Raw genomic sequence first — 15,961 nt, 5'->3', positions numbered from 1 at the left:
TGCGGGGCGCTCAGGCCCAGCCGGTCATCCGGCGGTTGTTGCCCTGCTTCCGGGTGGAGGCGAACGGGTCGTAGCCCACGAAGGGCACGCTGCTGAGGTCGATGTCGACGTTGATCGCGTGGTCGCTGGTCGCGCTGCGGACCACGCCGACGAGCCAGGTGTTGAGGCTCTGGCCGGCGGCCGCGGCCTTCTCCTCCGCGCGCGCCTTGACGGCCTCGGGGATGCGGAGGGTGATCCGCGCGAGGTCGCCGTCCGGCTCCTCGGGCGGGGCGGGGGGCGCCGGCGGCGCGGGCGGCTCGGGCATCGCGGCCGGCGGCGCGACCTCGACCACGAAGTCGAGCTCGCGCCCCACCAGCCGGACGTCGACGTTGCCCTCGGGCAGCTCGGCGGTGATCTCGGCCGCCGCGTGGGAGATGGCCTCCATCAGCGCGAGGCGGGCGCTCGGGTCGAGGGCGTAGGCCAGCCGCTCGGCGGCCTGCTTGAGCTCGTCGCTCCCCGCCTCGGCCGCGGCGACGAGGTCGCGACGGAGGGAGTCGACGTACGGCGTGATGTCCATGCGCACCACTCTGACATCAGTGTGATGTCACGTCAACCCCTTGGTGACATCAGATGGTGTCATCGGTGATGTCAGGCTGCCGTCGCCTCGTCCACAGCCTCTCCAGTAGTCCGCTGCGATCGGCCGGTCGCGGAGTGGTTGTGACCGGTCGACTGCAGCGGACTACCGAGGAGGGGTGTGGAGAAGGACGGCGGGGAGGACCGTCAGAGGTCGAAGAGCGAACCCGACCCGCTGATGTCGACGTCCGTGCGCGGGGTGTGCGTCGGCGCGTCGGACGACGAGGCCTGCGGCTCCTCGGCCTGCGGCTCCTCGGCCTGCGGCTCCTCGGTGGCCGTCGACTCGTCCGGGACCTTCGCGACCGGCTCCGTGGTCGCCGGCTGGGCCGGCAGGTCCTCGGGGTCACGGAACGTCGCCGCCTGACTCAGGTCCGCGCCGCTCGGCGGGGCGGCCGCCGTCTCGGGCTCGGGCTGGGGCTCGGGCTCCGTCGCCTCGGCCGTCACGTCCGCCGCCGGGGCGGCCTCGGTCGGTGCCTCGGTCGGGGCTGCCGCGGCCGGCTCGGCGGACGCCGGCGCCGGGTGGACGCCGCGCCCGCCGTGGTCGCGGTCGTCGTCTCGGGTGCCTCGAGGTCGAAGAGCGAGCCGAGGCTGCCCAGGTCGACGTCGGTCGTCGGCGTCGAGACGCTGGCGGTCGACGACGGCGCGCAGGCTCCGGCTCGGGCTCCGCAGCCGCCGGAGCGGCCTCGGCCTCCCCGGCCGCGGGCTCGGGGAGGGCTCGGGCGCCCGGGCTGCCGGCGCCTCAGCCGTCGGCTCCGCGGCTGCCGGCGCCTCGAGGTCGAACAGCGACCCGAGTCCGGCGATGTCCGCCGTGGGCGTCGGCGCGGACTGCGGGGCGCCGGTGGGAGCTGAGTCGCTGGGAGACTCAGCCGCCACGGCGGGCTCGGGCTCGGGGGCCTTGGTCGGAGCTGAGTCGCTGGGAGACTCAGCCGCCACGGCGGGCTCGGGCTCGGGGGCCTTGGTCGGAGCTGAGTCGCTGGGAGACTCAGCCGCTACGGCAGGCGCGGCCGGTGCCGGGTCCGGGGCGGCGATGTCGAACAACGAGCCCCCGCTGCCGAGGTCGGTCGTCGGCGACACGGTCGGCGCAGGCGCCGGGGTCGGGGCGGGCTGGGCGGTGGCCTGCGGCTCGGGCTCCGCGGCGGGCTCCGGCTCGGGCGTACCGAGGTCGAAGAGCGAGCCACCCGAGCCGAGGTCGGTCGAGGCGGCCGGCGCCGCCGCGGGCTTGGCATCGGCCTCGGCCGCGGGCTGCTCCGCCTTCGGCTCGGCCGCGGCGGGTGCCTCGGGGGCGGGGGTGTCGAACAGCGACCCGCCCGACGCGGGCTTCTCGTCGGCAGGGGTGTCGAAGAGCGAGGTCCCGCCGGAGGCCTTCGCGGCCGGACCGGCGTCCGCGGTCTCGGTGACCGTGTCTTCGGTGACGGTGACGTCGCCGGTCTCCGGCTCGTCCTTGGTCGCCACGTCGGTGGTGGCGGCGGCCGCGGACGCGGCGGGCGCGGCCGCAGCGGCCGAGCCGGGTGCGGCCTTGGTGGCCTGCTCGCCCTTCACCGACGCGAGCAGCATCTGCGCGACGTCGAGGACCTCGACCTCCTCGCGGGCCTCGCCCTTGGCCTGCTGCGAGGTCAGCCCGTCGGAGAGCATCACGCGGCAGAACGGGCAGCCGACGGCGATCTGGTCGGCGCCGGTGCCGACGGCCTCCTTCGTGCGGTTCATGTTGATCCGCTCGCCGAGGTTCTCCTCCATCCACATGCGCGCGCCGCCGGCGCCGCAGCAGAAGGACCGCTCGGAGTTGCGCTCCATCTCGACGAGCTCGGCGCCCGGCAGGATCTGCAGCAGCTCGCGCGGCGGGGAGTAGACCTGGTTGTGGCGGCCGAGGTAGCACGGGTCGTGGTAGGTGATCGAGCGCTTCGCGGCGCCCGCGCCCTCCTTGACCGGGGTCAGCTTGCCCTCGCGCACCAGGCGGTTGAGCAGCTGGGTGTGGTGGACGACCTCGAGCTCGATGCCGAAGTCCTTGTACTCGTTCTTGAGCGTGTTGAAGCAGTGGGCGCAGGTCGAGACGACCTTCTTGACCTTGTACTCCTTGAACGTCTCCACGTTCTGCTGGGCCAGGCCCTGGAAGACGAACTCGTTGCCGGCGCGGCGGGCCGGGTCGCCGGTGCAGGTCTCGCCGTTGCCGAGCACGCCGAAGGAGATGCCGGCCATGTCGAGCAGCTCGGCGACGGCACGCGTGGTCTTCTTCGCGCGGTCCTCGTAGGCGCCGGCGCAGCCGACCCAGAACAGCCAGTCGACCGACTCGAGGGACTCCAGGTCCTCCCCGACGACGGGCACGTCGAACTCCAGGCCCTTGGCCCAGTCCATGCGGGCCGTGGCCGACATGTTCCATGGGTTGCCCTTGTTCTCCAGGCCCTTGAAGAGCTGGTTGAGCTCGGCCGGGAAGTTCGACTCCACGAGCAGCTGGTAGCGGCGCATGTCCATGATGTGGTCGACGTGCTCGATGTCGACCGGGCACTGCTGGACGCAGGCGCCGCACGAGGTGCAGCTCCACAGCACGTCCTCGTCGATGACGAAGTCGCCGTCGGCCGGGTTGTAGAACCAGTCGAGGACGTCCTCGCCGGAGCCGGCGGTCTCGCCCTTGGAGCCGACGCCGACCAGCTGGCGCTCGCGGTGGGCCTCGTCGCCGTCGTGCTTGGCGTACGCGTGGTCGCGCAGGCTGGTGATCAGCAGCTTGGGCGACAGCGGCTTCTCGGTGTTCCACGCCGGGCACTGCGACTGGCACCGGCCGCACTCGGTGCACGTGGTGAAGTCGAGGATGCCCTTCCAGGAGAAGTCCTCGACCGTGCCGACGCCGAGGGTGGAGTCCTCGTCGAGGTCGTCGATGTCGTCGAGCGTGACGGCCTTGCCGTCGGAGGTCAGCGGCTTCATCGCGCCGAGCGCGGTGCTGCCGTCCTCCTCGCGCTTGTAGTAGATGTTGAACCAGGCGGTGAACCGGTGCCACGCGATGCCCATGGTGATGTTGCGGGCGATCACCATCAGCCAGATCATCGCGAGCGCGATCTTGAAGGCGGCGATGGCGTAGATGACGTTCTCGAGCGTGCCGGGGTCGTTCGAGTAGAACGCGTCGCCGATCCACGAGGCGATCGGGTAGTGCGAGCGCCCCGCGTCCTCGTCGAGCTTCCACTCCGCCGCGCGGACGAAGAGGATCGCCGCGCCCTCGAGCAGGGCGAGCGCCTCGACGAAGTAGGCCTGCCAGAACGTCGAGCCGAAGAAGCGGCTGCGGCGGCCCTCGGAGCGCGGGTGGTGCTTCTGGCGGTAGACGATGAGGTAGACGATGCCGACGGTGCTGAGTAGCCCGATCAGCTCGCTGAACCACTCGTACGGGTACCAGTGGCCGATCAGCGGCCACGCGAAGCTCGGCGAGAAGAGCTGGAAGTAGGCCGCCAGCACGGCCGTGCTGAGGAACAGGAACGCCGCGTAGACGAACCAGTGCATGACGCCGACCCAGTGCCACTGCAGCATCCGGGTGTGGAGGAACGTCTCCTTCAGCATCGTCACGGCGCGCCCCGAGGGGTTGCCGTTGCGCCCCGGAGCCGGCTGGCCCGAGCGGATCACGCCCAGCATCCGACGTACGGCCGGCACCAGGAGGGCGACGGCGGCGACGGTCAGTGCGAACGAGACGACGATCGCGAAGATCTGCATGTAGGACTGCTCCTCGGTCGGGGCGTACGAGCCGGAGCATAGGGCCGCGTGCGGCGCCGACGGCAGGCTCGTAGGAGTGAGAAGGATCCTACCCGCAGGTAACTTCAGCGGGGTGTGGCGTCGCCCTCAGTTGACGATCGCGACGTTCTCGACCTCGATCTCGCGCGCGTCCTCGCGGTAGGTCGCGACCTTGCCGCGGACCTGGTCGAGCGCCTCGGTGAGCTTCGTGACGCCGTCGCGCAGCTTCCGCTGGTGCTCGAGGTGCGCCAGGTGCGACTCGCTCGACTCCTCCCAGCCGGGGGTGAGCGCCTCGACCTGCTCGAGCAGCTCGGTGACCTGCGTGCTGATCGCCGTGGTGGCGTCGCCGAGCGCCGTCTCGATCGCGGACAGCGCGCCCTGGTGGACGACCAGGCTGCGCTCGCTCATCGCGGGCCCCCGCCGAGCCGGTCGGCGAGCTGGCCGGCGCGCTCGGCCTGCGCGACGTCGTTGGTGGCGTGCTCCTGGGCGAGGTAGGTCAGGCTCTGCGCGTAGCCCTCGAGGATCGGGCCGAGGGTCGCCGCGACGCGGAACCACTCGTTGACCGCCTCGCCGAACCCGGCGGCCGCCTGGCCCCGGAAGCCGGCGCCCGCCTCGGTCTCGAGGGTCGCGCCGAGGTCCTGCAGCGTCTTCTGCAGCGGGTCGACCGCGTCGGCGACCGCCTGCGCGGCTGCCTGCATCTCGGAGTAGACGAGTCCGACGGCCACGGGCCGCCCCCTTCCTGGTCGGTCGAGCGCTCGGGTGTCTCGCGGACCTTCCTACCCCGCGCGGCCCCACTTCACACACCGCCCGTCGGTTTGACCGGGGCGAGGCGGGGGAAGATCGCTGCCATGGCGTCGTACGACTTCGAGGTCGACCTCGAGAGCATGGGCAAGGCCGCCCAGGGCCTCAACGAGGCCCTCCAGCTGTTCAAGGACAAGGACGTCGAGGACCTCGTCCCGTCCAAGGGCGACGTGGGGCACGAGGCGGTCTGGGACGCGCTCGACGAGTTCCAGGGCCGCTGGGAGGAGGGCGTCAACAACCTCTGCCAGGACGTCGAGGAGATGGCCGGCCGGCTCGGCAAGATCGCGATGAACTACTTCGAGACCGACAAGGCCGGCCAGGAGTCCTTGTCCGCCCTCAAGGGCACGATCGCCGCGATCAAGGTGATGTGAGGTGCCGGACTTCGAGGTCGAGGGCAACCCGGGCAACGTCCGTGCGAAGGCCCTCACGATGGAGCAGAAGGGCCAGCTCTTCTACGACACCGGGGACGCTCTCGCCAAGATCGACGTCTCGGGATGGACCGGCCGGGCCGCCGACGAGTTCCGCGAGGCCCACGACCTGGAGCCGGACCGCTGGATCAAGTCCGGCAACGGGTTCAAGAAGGCGGCGGCCGGCCTGACGACGTACGCCGGTGCGCTCGAGGACGCGCAGCGCCGGGCCGCCGAGGCCGAGGCGGAGTACGAGCGCGGGCAGCGCGAGTCGGAGAGCGCCCGCACGCAGTACGACTCCTACATGGGTCGGATGCGCAGCTACTGGGCCAGCGGCGGCACCGACCAGGCGGAGCCGTTCGTCGACTGGGGCGACCCGATCCAGCAGGAGGCGCTGCGGACCATGCAGGCCGTCCGCTCCGACCTCGACCAGGCCGCGCACACGTGCGCGGGCCAGGTGCGGGCCGGCTGCGCGGACGCCCCCGAGGAGCCCAACTGGCTCGAGTCGGGACTGAAGTTCGTCGGCGGCATCCTCGAGGGCGCCGGCGAGGCGGTCTGGGACCTGCTCACGATGGTGCCGTTCAGCCCGGTCAACCTCGTGATCGACGGCTACAAGCTGGCCTCGGGCGACCTCACGCCCGAGGAGCTGGCGAAGAAGTACGAGCTGTCGGTGGAGAACGCGGTCGACATGGCCCAGGGGATCTACACCGGCCTGACCACCGACCCGGTGGGCTTCGGGAAGAACCTCGGCAAGAGCCTGCTCGACTGGGACACGTGGGCCGACGACCCGGCGCGCGCGATCGGCCACCTCGTGCCCGACGCGATCGCAGCCGCCGCGACCGCCGGCGCCGGAGCGCTCGCCACCCGCGGCGGCAGGTTCGCGATGGACGGCCTCGACGCCCTCAGCGACATGGGCAGGTTGCGCCACCTCGACGACCTCGCGGACCTCGGCGACCTCCGCCACCTCGACGACCTCGGCGACGGCTCGCGGATCTACTCGATGATGGACGACGTCCCGCACCGCACGTCGTTCTCGCCCGACCAGCTCAACGCCTCGCGCGTCGACGACGTGCTCGCCCGGCACGACATCTCGCGCAGCGAGCTCAACGACCTCGTCAACAAGCCGGCGGCGGACCTCACGCCCTCCGAGCGCGCGACGCTCAACGCGGTCCGCGACGACTTCCCCGCGCCCGACAGCAGCACCGTGATGCAGAAGGTCATCGACCAGCCCTACTTCGACGAGAAGACCGGCGAGCTCAGGCTGGGCGGTGCCGACAACTACATCCACGACCACTACGCCGCCGACGAGGTGCGCGGCGCGGTCACGGTGGCCGACGACACCTCGCACCTCGGGACCCCGCGGTCGATCAACGAGGACCTGCGCCTCGACTACGACGGCACGCACCACTCCACCGGCGACGCCTCGACGCACGTGATCCGGTTCCAGACCGACCAGCCCAACTTCGACATCCCGCGCAACAGCGACATGACCGGTTCGCCGACCCGGTTCGACAGCTGGAGCGACCCGTTCACGGGCAATGGCTTCACGAAGTCCGGTGATGACATCATCCCCGAGTACGTCACCGACGGTCCGACCGTGATCCGCGAGGGAGCCGAGATGTGGGAGGTCACCGACTCCGGGACCCAGCGCCTCGTCGCGGTCCTGCGCTCGATCGACGGTGAGCCGGCGTGGATCCCGCAGGGCAACTGATGGCGCTGCCCGAGCCCGGGACGTTCGCCGTCCACGGCGGCACCACCTACCCCGTCGCGTCCGCAGCCGCCGAGACCGTCACGCTGCGGGTGCCGCGCGACGCCGGTCCGCTCCCCGGCCAGGTCGAGGGTGGGACGCGCCGGGACGGCGACCTCTGGGCGAAGGTCCGCAAGGTCGACCTCGAGCGCTACTTCTCGCGCCGGGTCACCGTGCAGTGGCAGGGCGAGGAGGTCGGGCTCGGCCGGGTCGACGGCGACGCGGCGGAGATCCACGCGAGCTCGCCGGTGGTGGCTGACAGGCTGGGCCTCGAGGGCGACCAGTACAACGGCTTCCGCGCGACCGTCCCGGTCGACGAGCTGAGCGTGGTCGACGTGCGCGAGGAGGAGATCGATGTCTGAGTCCGAGGTGCCGGCCCGCCCGGTGCTGCAGAAGCTGCTCACCCACGGCCTGGGGTCGGCGATCGTCGAGGACGGCTACGACCAGGTCGGCGGCGTCGTGGTGCTGGCCGGTGACGCCCGCCCGCTCGACACCCCCGAGAAGCTGCTCCGCGCCCACGGGTTCGACGCCCCCGGTGCGGAGTACGTCGACGTCGTCCGCTTCGAGCTGCCCCCGGCGGCCCGGTTGACCAACCCGGCCGCTCCCGGCTCCGGACGTACGCCGCTCCACCCGACCGGCTTCCTGCGGGCCGAGGCCGTGGTGCCGGTGTGGGAGCTCGACCGCACCCGCTACTCCTACGGCGCGGAGTACTGGCGGATCCGGGCCGACGGCGAGCAGCGTTGCCTGTCGGCCTACCAGGGCGCAGCCCGCGGGTGGCGCGGCGCGAAGGGCTGGCGTCCGTGGACCCCGCTCGTCGGCACCCGTGCCCGGTGGCGCGGCTCCGAGCTCGTCGCCGACCTGGTCGGCGACAGCGTGCTCCTCGCGATGCGTGCCGACACCGGCGTCGAGGGCTGGGAGGAGGTCCGGCCGCAGACGTGGGCCACGGCCGTCCCGGCGACCGACTGCGAGCTCTTCGAGGTCGTCATGCGCGCGACGTGGCGCGGCCTCCCCGTCCGTCTCCTCGCCTCCGGTCCCGAGCAGGCCCACGTGCAGGTGCTGGTCGACGACGAGGAGCAGGCGCACGCCGTCGGCGCCGAGACCGTGGAGCCCGGCGTGTTCGAGGCGACCGTCGCCCGCAGCGAGCTCAGCGAGGTCGGAGGCGTGACCAACGAGGTCGCGCCCGTCGCGGGTTGAGGCCGGGCGCGACTCGTCGACGAGGTCACCGCGCTCGGGAGGTCACGCGGCGTACGCCGACCACCTTCCCGGTCCGCGACAGCTCGACCGTCATCGGCACCCGCGCCCTCCCCGGTCGCTGCGCGCAGTAGGTGAAGGTGCGCCCCAGGCGCTGCCACGGCTGGCCGACCCGGCGCATGAGCGCGCGGGTGCCGAGCCCGGGCACGGCCGCGCGGGTGAAGGACCGCACCGACCGTCGCAGGCCGGGGTTGCGGCACGAGTCGGGCGCGACGCCCCACGCCCGCTCCCACGTCTGGAGGTACGCCTCCGCGCCGCGCGCGAGGTCGTCGGCCAGCGCGGGCCCGTCGGCGCCGGCGACGTGCTGGGCGTCCTCCACCCAGTCGGGGTAGAGGCCGTAGTGGGCGACGCCGTCGGTGTTGACGTCGAAGACCCGCTCCCCGCTGCGCTGTCGGTCGACGGTGACGCCGCCGAGGCCGGTGAACGGGTACGTCACCGGGTCGGGCGCGTCGGCGCCGCGCGGGTCGCCCTGGGCGCCGAAGCCGTTCATGTCGGAGCCGAAGCCGAACCCGAAGTAGAAGCGCGGGTCGGCCCACCCGAGGTGCTGGCGCCACTTGTCGACGAACCCGGTCGAGTCACCGGCGTAGGGCGCGACGAAGCCGCCGAGGCGGTAGATCCGCGGGTAGGCGTCGGGGGTCGACCACGAGTGCGACGACACGACGCCGACCGCCCGGCCCGCGGCCTGCTGCTGCTCGAGGTAGTCGAGCGCGGCGGTGCGGCCGGCGACGCTCATGTGGTCGGGGTCGACGAGAATCCGCCGGTCGACCATCGCGGAGAGCAGCCGCTCGCCCATCGGGCTCAGGCCCAGCTCGTTGCAGTGCGGACCGGCCGGGTAGAGCGGGCCCGGCTGGATGCCGGTGTCGCCGAAGAGCTTCCAGATCGCGCCGAAGATCGCGTCCTGGCCGGGCTGCGGCTGCGGGCCACCGGGCAGGTCGCCGAGGTTGGGCGACTGCAGGCGGTCCTCGACGCCGGGCGGGTTGGTCGACGGGCAGGTCCGCATCCGGAGGAACGAGCCGGTGTTGAGGAAGTTGGCGGCGTTGGTGAGCGTGCCCGTGCTGCCGGCGTCGCCGGCCACGCCGGTGAAGGCGTTGTCGAACTTGTTGGTCAGCTCCATCTGGCTCACCCCGAGCCGGCGCATCTCGTCGAGCTCGGTGAGCATCTGCTCCTCGGTGCAGGTGGGCCGACCGAGCTGCACGTTGCAGCCGAGCGGGACCGACGTCTCCATCCCCATCACCACGGCGAGCTTGCCCTCGTTGATCACCCGGCGGGCCTCGAAGGGGTCGGTGACGATCCGGTACCACCCGCGCCCGGGCCCGCCGTGCTGCGCGTCGATGTAGTCCTGCATGGCGCGCATGTCCTTCGCCTGGAGGCGCACGGCGTCGCGGTCGTCGCAGGAGTTCTTCTTGAGCGGGTAGATCTCGCACAGCACGTTGTTCTCGGTGAGCAGGCTGGTGTGGATCCGCAGCCCGGCGCGCCACGAGCGCTCCAGCCACCGGTAGTAGACCTGCTGGTGGGTCAGGGAGTGCGGGTTCGGCCAGTACGAGAACGTGGGCCAGCCGACCGGGTCGTGGCCGGTGCCGGGGGTGTTGCCGGAGAGCACGTCCTCGAGCAGCGCCCCGCGGCCGTCGGCGACCTGGTGGTCGGGGCAGTCGACGAGCGCGGACGGTGCGCCGTAGCGGTGGAACGGCGGGCTGCAGATCACCCGTCCGCCGAGGAACTCGTGGGTCTGGCCGTGCACGTGCGGGTCGACGTAGCCCCTCACCTCCTGGAACGGCGTCGCCCCGCCGAAAGGTCGGCCGCGGACGTTGGTCCCCACCTCGGGGAAGGCCGTGCAGCCGGTCGTGCGCCGCAGCCGCAGCGGCTCGGGGGTGCCGGTGGCGAAGCCGGTGCCGGAGCGGCGCAGCCCGCGGCCGTCGGCGAGCGCGAAGGTGAAGCGGCCGCGGCCCGCGCCGCGCACGGTCCAGTCGGCGTCGGGCGACGGCTCGGTCGCCCACGTCGTGGCGCCGGACCCGGCGGCGGCGAGGAAGGTGCGACCGGCGGAGTAGAGCAGGTAGCTGCCGAGGCCGGTCGCCTGGAAGGTGACCGGCTGGCCGCGGAGGCGGTAGCAGCCGCCGGCCATCGCGTACCTGCTCTCCGGCACCCGTCGGCGCGGCTCGCGCAGCGGCACCCGGACCAGGCGCGGCTCGGCCAGCGTGCGCTGGGCCGCGACGGACGCCCGGTGGGCCGCTCGCTCCCGGGCCGTGGTCGGGTCGGGCGCCGCGGCCGCCTCGCCGCTGCGGCTGACCGCGTTCTTGGTGGCCGGGTCGTGGACGTGCCCGTGCCCGTCGCCGGCCCCGACCGCGACGACGTCGCGCGCCAGACCGGGGTGGGCGTGCGGGCGCGCCTCCGCGGCGTCCGCGGTCCGCTGGCGCACGTCGGCGTCGTACGCCGCCGCGAGGCCGCGGGAGCCGGGACCACCGGGCGTCGCGTGCAGCACGCCGCCGGTGACCAGCGCGGCGGCGGCGACCACGGAGAGGAGGATGCGCTGGGCGGGACGGGGCGTCGGGGTCACGGCGGCTCCTTGTCGTCACGGGTCCAACGACGGCGGAGCGACCGGGCTACGTCGTCGGGTCGGGCCGACGACCCGCCGGACCGCTGACGCGCCGGGTCAGCAGCGCGGCGGTGGCGGTGACCGCCCGCGCGACGGCCGCGACCTCGGTGGGTCCCGCGCCCTCGCTCGGGAAGGTCACCGCGACCCCCGCGACCGGGTGCGCGTTGTGGTCGAGGACGGCCGCGGCGACGCTCTGCAGGCCGGGGGTGACCTCGCCGTCCTCGTCGGCGTGGCCACGCTGGCGGGTGTCGGTGAGGATCGCGCGGAGCGCGCTCAGCGACGTGGGCCCGTGGCCGTGCCGGTCGACGAAGGCGCTGCGGTCGGGGTAGAGCGCGCGCACCTGGCTCGCGGGGAGCATCGCGAGGATCGCCCGGCCGGACGCGGTGAGGTGGGCCGGCAGGCGCACGCCGACGTCGGTGACGAGCGGCGGTCGTCCGGGCGCCCGCTCCTCCACGACGTAGAGCACGTCGCGCCCGTGCAGGACGGCGAGGTGCGCGCCGTGCCCGGTGCGGTCGACCAGCTCGGCGAGCGGCCGGCGGGCGAGCCGGGCGAGCGGCTCCTGGCGGGTGAAGCCGCTGCCCACCTCGAACGCGGCCACCCCGAGGCCGTAGCGGTGCTCCTCGGCGAGGTGCACCACGAAGCCCTCGTCGATCATCGTGTTGAGGAGGTGGTAGGCCGTGCTCCGCGGCAGGTCGCAGGCGCGCATGACCCGGTCGAGCGGGACGGGGTCGGCCTGGGTGGCGAGGAAGCGCAGCACCCGCAGGGCGCGGGTGGCGGCCGGGACCTGGCTCACGGTGCGGCCGGGGGCTCCTTGCGGGTGAACCAGCCGCCACCGCCGTCGGTCTGCTCGATCGGCTTGCCGGGCATGTCGTTGCTGCCCGGCGTGCGGCGCGGCAGCAGCGGCTTGCCCTCGGACGCGGGCTCGGCGGGCTCGGCGGCGGGCTCGGCGGGCTCGGCCGGCTGCTCGGCGGCGGGTGGGGAGCCGGGTCGGCCTCCGACGGCGGGGTCGGCTGCTGGTCGACGGTCCCGGCGACCTGGCGCGTAGTCGTCGGCCCGGTGGTCCATGCGCGCGGTCAGCCGGCCGCGCGGACCTGCGCCTGGTGCTCGGCCTCGACCCGGCTGGCCTCCAGCCGCGCCTGCTCGGCCTCCGCCTCGGCCCGGTCGGCGACCTCGCGCGCCTCCTCGGCCCGCTCCTCGGCGACGGCGGCACGCTCCTGGGCGGGCGCGATCGTGGCCTGGGCGGTGCCGGCGGCCCGCGCCCTGAGCTCGTCGGCGCGGGTGGCGTTGGCCTCCCGGTTGCGCGAGCGGACCACGAGCGCCGCGACCGCGACGACGACGGCGACGATGACGACCAGGGTGATGAAGAGGGTCACGGGAGTCCTCACTCCGGGGAACAGGGTCGCCGTCAGTCTGGCACCCCTCGGCCCGGTGTCCAGCGGTTCGGCGCAACCCGTCCTCCTGTCTCGGATGCGAGACGTCCCGCGGCGCGCACCTCTGGCGGTGGGTGCGCGGCGCGCGTTTCATGGAACCCATGAAGACCATCCACGTCGGGGTCGGCCCCGTCTCCTTCGAGGACCTCGTGAGCGTCGCCCGCGACGGTGCACCCGTCGCCCTGACCGACGAGGCCCTGGCCGCCGTCGACCGGGCCCGCGGCGTCGTCGAGGCGCTGGCCGCCGCCGAGACCCCGACCTACGGCGTGAGCACCGGCTTCGGTGCGCTCGCCACCCGACACATCCCCACCGAGATGCGCGCCCAGCTCCAGCGCTCGCTCGTGCGCTCGCACGCCGCCGGCTCGGGCCCCGAGGTCGAGCGCGAGGTCGTGCGCGCGCTGATGCTGCTGCGCCTGTCGACGCTCGCGACCGGGCACACCGGCGTACGCCGCGAGACCGCGCAGCTGATGGCCGACCTGCTCAGCCACGGCATCACGCCGGTGGTGCGGGAGCACGGCTCGCTCGGCTGCTCCGGCGACCTCGCACCGCTCTCGCACTGCGCGCTGGCGCTGATGGGGGAGGGCGAGGTCCGCGACGCGTCCGGGACGCTCCTCCCCGCGGCCGAGGCGCTCGCCGCCGCGGGACTCGCCCCCGTCGAGCTCGCCGCCAAGGAGGGCCTCGCCCTCATCAACGGCACCGACGGCATGCTCGGCATGCTGGTCATGGCGATCACCGACCTGCGGATGCTGCTGCGCACGGCCGACGTCGCCGCCGCGATGAGCGTGGAGGGCCAGCTCGGCACCGACCGCGTCTTCGCGCCCGAGCTCCAGGCGATCCGCCCGCACCCCGGGCAGGCGCTGTCCGCGGCCAACCTCACCTCCCTGATGGCCGGCTCCGCGATCGTCGCGTCGCACCGCACCGGTCCGGACAACTCGGTGGAGTGCAACAAGGTGCAGGACGCGTACTCGCTGCGCTGCTCCCCGCAGGTCCACGGCGCCGCGCGCGACACCGTCGAGCACGCCGCCACCGTCGCCGGTCGCGAGCTCGCGAGCGCGATCGACAACCCGGTCGTCATCGGCGACCGCGTCGAGTCCAACGGCAACTTCCACGGCGCCCCGGTGGCCTACGTCCTCGACTTCCTCGCGATCGTCGCCGCCGACGTCGCCTCGATCAGCGAGCGCCGCACCGACCGGTTCCTCGACCGCGCCCGAAGCCACGGCCTGCCGCCGTTCCTCGCCTCGGACCCCGGCGTCGACAGCGGCCACATGATCGCCCAGTACACCCAGGCCGCGATCGTCTCCGAGCTCAAGCGCCTGGCCGTGCCGGCCTCCGTCGACTCCATCCCCTCCAGCGCGATGCAGGAGGACCACGTGTCGATGGGCTGGGGCGCCGCGCGCAAGCTGCGCCGCGCGGTCGACGGACTCTCGCGCGTCGTCGCCGTCGAGGTGCTCACCGCCGCCCGGGCGCTCGACCTGCGCGCCCCGCTCGCCCCGTCGCCCGCGACGGCCGCGGTCGTGGCGCTGCTGCGCCGGTCCGGCATCGACGGCCCCGGCCCCGACCGCCACCTCTCGCCCGAGATCGAGACCGCCGTCTCGCTCGTCCAGTCCGGCGCGGTCCTCGCCGCCGCCGAGTCCGTGATCGGAGAACTGCAGTGACCGAGACCAACCCCCGCCTGCCGACTCGTGCTGAGGAGGGCGCCCAGCGCCCGTCACGAAGCATCCACGCGGCCACCGGCACCGACCTGACCGCGAAGTCGTGGCAGACCGAGGCGCCGCTGCGGATGCTGATGAACAACCTCGATCCCGACAACGCCGAGCGTCCCGAGGACCTCGTGGTCTACGGCGGGACCGGCAAGGCGGCGCGCAGCTGGGAGGCGTACGACGCCATCGTCCGCTCCCTGCGCGACCTCGAGGACGACGAGACGCTGCTCGTGCAGTCGGGCAAGCCGGTCGGCATCATGCGCACCCACACCTGGGCGCCGCGGGTGCTGATCGCCAACTCCAACCTCGTCGGCGACTGGGCCGACTGGGAGGAGTTCCGCCGGCTCGAGGACCTCGGCCTGACGATGTACGGCCAGATGACCGCCGGGTCGTGGATCTACATCGGGACGCAGGGCATCCTGCAGGGCACCTTCGAGACGTTCGCCGCCATCGCGGACAAGAAGTTCGGCGGGACCCTGGCCGGGACCATCACCGTCACCGCCGGCCTCGGCGGCATGGGCGGCGCGCAGCCGCTCGCCGTGACGATGAACGACGGCGTCGCGATCTGCGTCGAGTGCGACCAGCACCGCATCGACCGGCGCCTCGAGACCCGCTACCTCGACGTCCAGGCCCGCGACCTCGACCACGCGATCGAGCTCGCCCTCGAGGCGCGCGACGAGCGCCGCGGGCTGTCGATCGGGCTGCTCGGCAACGCCGCCGACGTGCTCCCCGAGCTGCTCGAGCGGCACCTCGACGGGAGCGTGCGCATCGACGTCGTCACCGACCAGACCTCCGCCCACGACCCGCTGTTCTACCTCCCGTCCGGGACCTCCGCCGAGGACTGGGAGCGCGAGCGCACGGAGGACCCGCGCGGCTTCACCAAGCGCAGCCAGGAGTCGATGGCCCGCCACGTCCGCGCGATGGTCGAGCTCCAGGACGCCGGTGCCGAGGTCTTCGACTACGGCAACTCGATCCGCGACGAGGCCCGCAAGGGCGGCTACGACCGTGCGTTCGAGTTCCCCGGGTTCGTGCCGGCCTACATCCGCCCGCTCTTCTGCGAGGGCAAGGGCCCGTTCCGCTGGGCTGCGCTGTCGGGTGACCCCGAGGACATCTACGCCACCGACCGCGCGATCAAGGAGCTGTTCCCGGCCGAGGACAAGCCGGAGTACGCCCGGCTCCACCGCTGGCTCGACATGGCGGCCGAGCGGGTGCAGTTCCAGGGCCTGCCGGCGCGCATCTGCTGGCTGGGCTACGGCGACCGCGCGAAGGCGGGCGCGCGCTTCAACGAGATGGTCGCGAGCGGTGAGCTCTCCGCCCCGATCGTGATCGGTCGCGACCACCTCGACTGCGGCTCGGTCGCCTCGCCCTACCGCGAGACCGAGGCGATGCTCGACGGCTCCGACGCCATCGCCGACTGGGCGATCCTCAACGCCCTCGTCAACACCGCCTCCGGCGCCACCTGGGTGTCCTTCCACCACGGCGGCGGCGTCGGCATCGGCCGGTCGCTGCACGCCGGGCAGGTCACCGTCGCCGACGGCACCGACCTCGCGGCGCAGAAGATCGAGCGGGTCCTCACCAACGACCCCGGCATGGGCGTCATCCGCCACGTCGACGCGGGCTACGCGCGCGCCGTCGAGGTCGCCGACGAGCGCGGCGTGCGGGTGCCGGTGGAGCCGGTCGTCCGCGACTGACGGCGCCCGTCCAGCCCGGGTGCGAGG

At 73.4% G+C, this 15,961-nt stretch carries 14 protein-coding genes; 6 read left to right on the top strand and 8 right to left on the bottom strand.

From position 1 onward, the window contains the following. Positions 1 to 10: 10 nt before the first annotated feature. The 4 genes from LN652_RS11615 to LN652_RS11600 all read right to left on the bottom strand — a co-directional run bounded on the left by LN652_RS11615 (position 11) and on the right by LN652_RS11600 (position 5,042). Entirely contained in the window at positions 11 to 556 is a 546-nt protein-coding gene (locus tag LN652_RS11615; protein WP_230440790.1) for a toxin-antitoxin system HicB family antitoxin, read from the bottom strand. A gap of 203 nt (positions 557 to 759) precedes the next feature. Then, positions 760 to 4,299, bottom strand: a complete 3,540-nt coding sequence (locus LN652_RS11610; protein WP_230440789.1) for a heterodisulfide reductase-related iron-sulfur binding cluster — start codon at positions 4,297 to 4,299, stop codon at positions 760 to 762. A 126-nt stretch (positions 4,300 to 4,425) separates the two neighbouring features. Continuing rightward, on the bottom strand, positions 4,426 to 4,725 hold the full coding sequence (locus LN652_RS11605; protein ID WP_230440788.1) for a hypothetical protein: 300 nt from the start codon (positions 4,723 to 4,725) through the stop codon (positions 4,426 to 4,428). Then, entirely contained in the window at positions 4,722 to 5,042 is a 321-nt protein-coding gene (locus tag LN652_RS11600) for a WXG100 family type VII secretion target (protein WP_230440787.1), read from the bottom strand. Before LN652_RS11600 ends, LN652_RS11605 begins: the two co-directional genes overlap by 4 nt. A gap of 123 nt (positions 5,043 to 5,165) precedes the next feature. Between LN652_RS11600 and LN652_RS11595 the strand changes: the two genes are divergently transcribed. The 4 genes from LN652_RS11595 to LN652_RS11580 are packed head-to-tail and all read left to right on the top strand — an operon-like array spanning position 5,166 to position 8,466. Continuing rightward, the gene (locus LN652_RS11595; RefSeq protein WP_230440786.1) at positions 5,166 to 5,489 is read left to right on the top strand and encodes a hypothetical protein; all 324 of its coding nucleotides are present in this window, start codon (positions 5,166 to 5,168) and stop codon (positions 5,487 to 5,489) included. A gap of 1 nt (position 5,490) precedes the next feature. Then, complete coding sequence (locus tag LN652_RS11590; RefSeq protein ID WP_230440785.1) at positions 5,491 to 7,236, top strand: putative T7SS-secreted protein; 1,746 nt, start codon at positions 5,491 to 5,493, stop codon at positions 7,234 to 7,236. Continuing rightward, positions 7,236 to 7,634 (top strand): hypothetical protein, encoded by a 399-nt coding sequence (locus LN652_RS11585; RefSeq protein WP_230440784.1) that lies wholly within the window; start codon positions 7,236 to 7,238, stop codon positions 7,632 to 7,634. The genes LN652_RS11590 and LN652_RS11585 overlap by 1 nt, the downstream gene beginning before the upstream one ends. Continuing rightward, the gene (locus LN652_RS11580) at positions 7,627 to 8,466 is read left to right on the top strand and encodes a hypothetical protein (RefSeq protein ID WP_230440783.1); all 840 of its coding nucleotides are present in this window, start codon (positions 7,627 to 7,629) and stop codon (positions 8,464 to 8,466) included. Before LN652_RS11585 ends, LN652_RS11580 begins: the two co-directional genes overlap by 8 nt. A gap of 25 nt (positions 8,467 to 8,491) precedes the next feature. Here the strand turns inward: LN652_RS11580 and LN652_RS11575 are convergent, their stop codons facing one another. From LN652_RS11575 to LN652_RS11560, 4 genes are read right to left on the bottom strand one after another with little or no spacing between them, the layout of a single operon-like run. Continuing rightward, on the bottom strand, positions 8,492 to 11,074 hold the full coding sequence (locus tag LN652_RS11575; RefSeq protein ID WP_230440782.1) for an amidohydrolase family protein: 2,583 nt from the start codon (positions 11,072 to 11,074) through the stop codon (positions 8,492 to 8,494). 46 nt (positions 11,075 to 11,120) lie between these two features. Then, a complete protein-coding gene (locus LN652_RS11570; protein ID WP_230440781.1) occupies positions 11,121 to 11,906 on the bottom strand; it encodes an IclR family transcriptional regulator in 786 nt (261 codons plus the stop codon). Continuing rightward, the gene (locus LN652_RS11565; protein ID WP_230440780.1) at positions 11,903 to 12,178 is read right to left on the bottom strand and encodes a hypothetical protein; all 276 of its coding nucleotides are present in this window, start codon (positions 12,176 to 12,178) and stop codon (positions 11,903 to 11,905) included. Before LN652_RS11565 ends, LN652_RS11570 begins: the two co-directional genes overlap by 4 nt. Before the next feature lie 8 nt (positions 12,179 to 12,186). Continuing rightward, positions 12,187 to 12,486: a hypothetical protein gene (locus LN652_RS11560; RefSeq protein ID WP_230440779.1), complete on the bottom strand. Its 300-nt coding sequence runs from the start codon at positions 12,484 to 12,486 to the stop codon at positions 12,187 to 12,189. Positions 12,487 to 12,635: 149 nt separating this feature from the next. Here LN652_RS11560 and hutH point away from each other — a divergent pair, with 149 nt between their 5' ends. Continuing rightward, positions 12,636 to 14,198 carry a histidine ammonia-lyase gene (hutH, locus tag LN652_RS11555; RefSeq protein WP_230440778.1) on the top strand — a complete coding sequence of 521 codons (1,563 nt, stop codon included), beginning with the start codon at positions 12,636 to 12,638 and terminating at the stop codon, positions 14,196 to 14,198. After that, positions 14,195 to 15,934 (top strand): urocanate hydratase, encoded by a 1,740-nt coding sequence (gene hutU, locus LN652_RS11550; protein ID WP_407941491.1) that lies wholly within the window; start codon positions 14,195 to 14,197, stop codon positions 15,932 to 15,934. Before hutH ends, hutU begins: the two co-directional genes overlap by 4 nt. Positions 15,935 to 15,961: the final 27 nt, after the last annotated feature.

This window comes from Nocardioides okcheonensis, assembly GCF_020991065.1.
In the GTDB taxonomy this organism is placed as follows: Bacteria; Actinomycetota; Actinomycetes; order Propionibacteriales; family Nocardioidaceae; genus Nocardioides; species Nocardioides okcheonensis.
The sequence above is the reverse complement of the archived record's forward strand: the minus strand, read 5'-3'. Positions and strand labels throughout refer to the sequence as shown.

Bases quoted from the DNA above. Each gene is read 5' to 3' on its own strand.
- LN652_RS11615 (WP_230440790.1), bottom strand. From the start codon at position 556: ATGGACATCACGCCGTACGTCGACTCCCTCCGTCGCGACCTCGTCGCC.
- LN652_RS11610 (WP_230440789.1), bottom strand. From the start codon at position 4,299: ATGCAGATCTTCGCGATCGTCGTCTCGTTCGCACTGACCGTCGCCGCC.
- LN652_RS11605 (WP_230440788.1), bottom strand. From the start codon at position 4,725: ATGAGCGAGCGCAGCCTGGTCGTCCACCAGGGCGCGCTGTCCGCGATC.
- LN652_RS11595 (WP_230440786.1), top strand. From the start codon at position 5,166: ATGGCGTCGTACGACTTCGAGGTCGACCTCGAGAGCATGGGCAAGGCC.
- LN652_RS11585 (WP_230440784.1), top strand. From the start codon at position 7,236: ATGGCGCTGCCCGAGCCCGGGACGTTCGCCGTCCACGGCGGCACCACC.
- LN652_RS11580 (WP_230440783.1), top strand. From the start codon at position 7,627: ATGTCTGAGTCCGAGGTGCCGGCCCGCCCGGTGCTGCAGAAGCTGCTC.
- LN652_RS11565 (WP_230440780.1), bottom strand. From the start codon at position 12,178: ATGGACCACCGGGCCGACGACTACGCGCCAGGTCGCCGGGACCGTCGA.
- hutH (WP_230440778.1), top strand. From the start codon at position 12,636: ATGGAACCCATGAAGACCATCCACGTCGGGGTCGGCCCCGTCTCCTTC.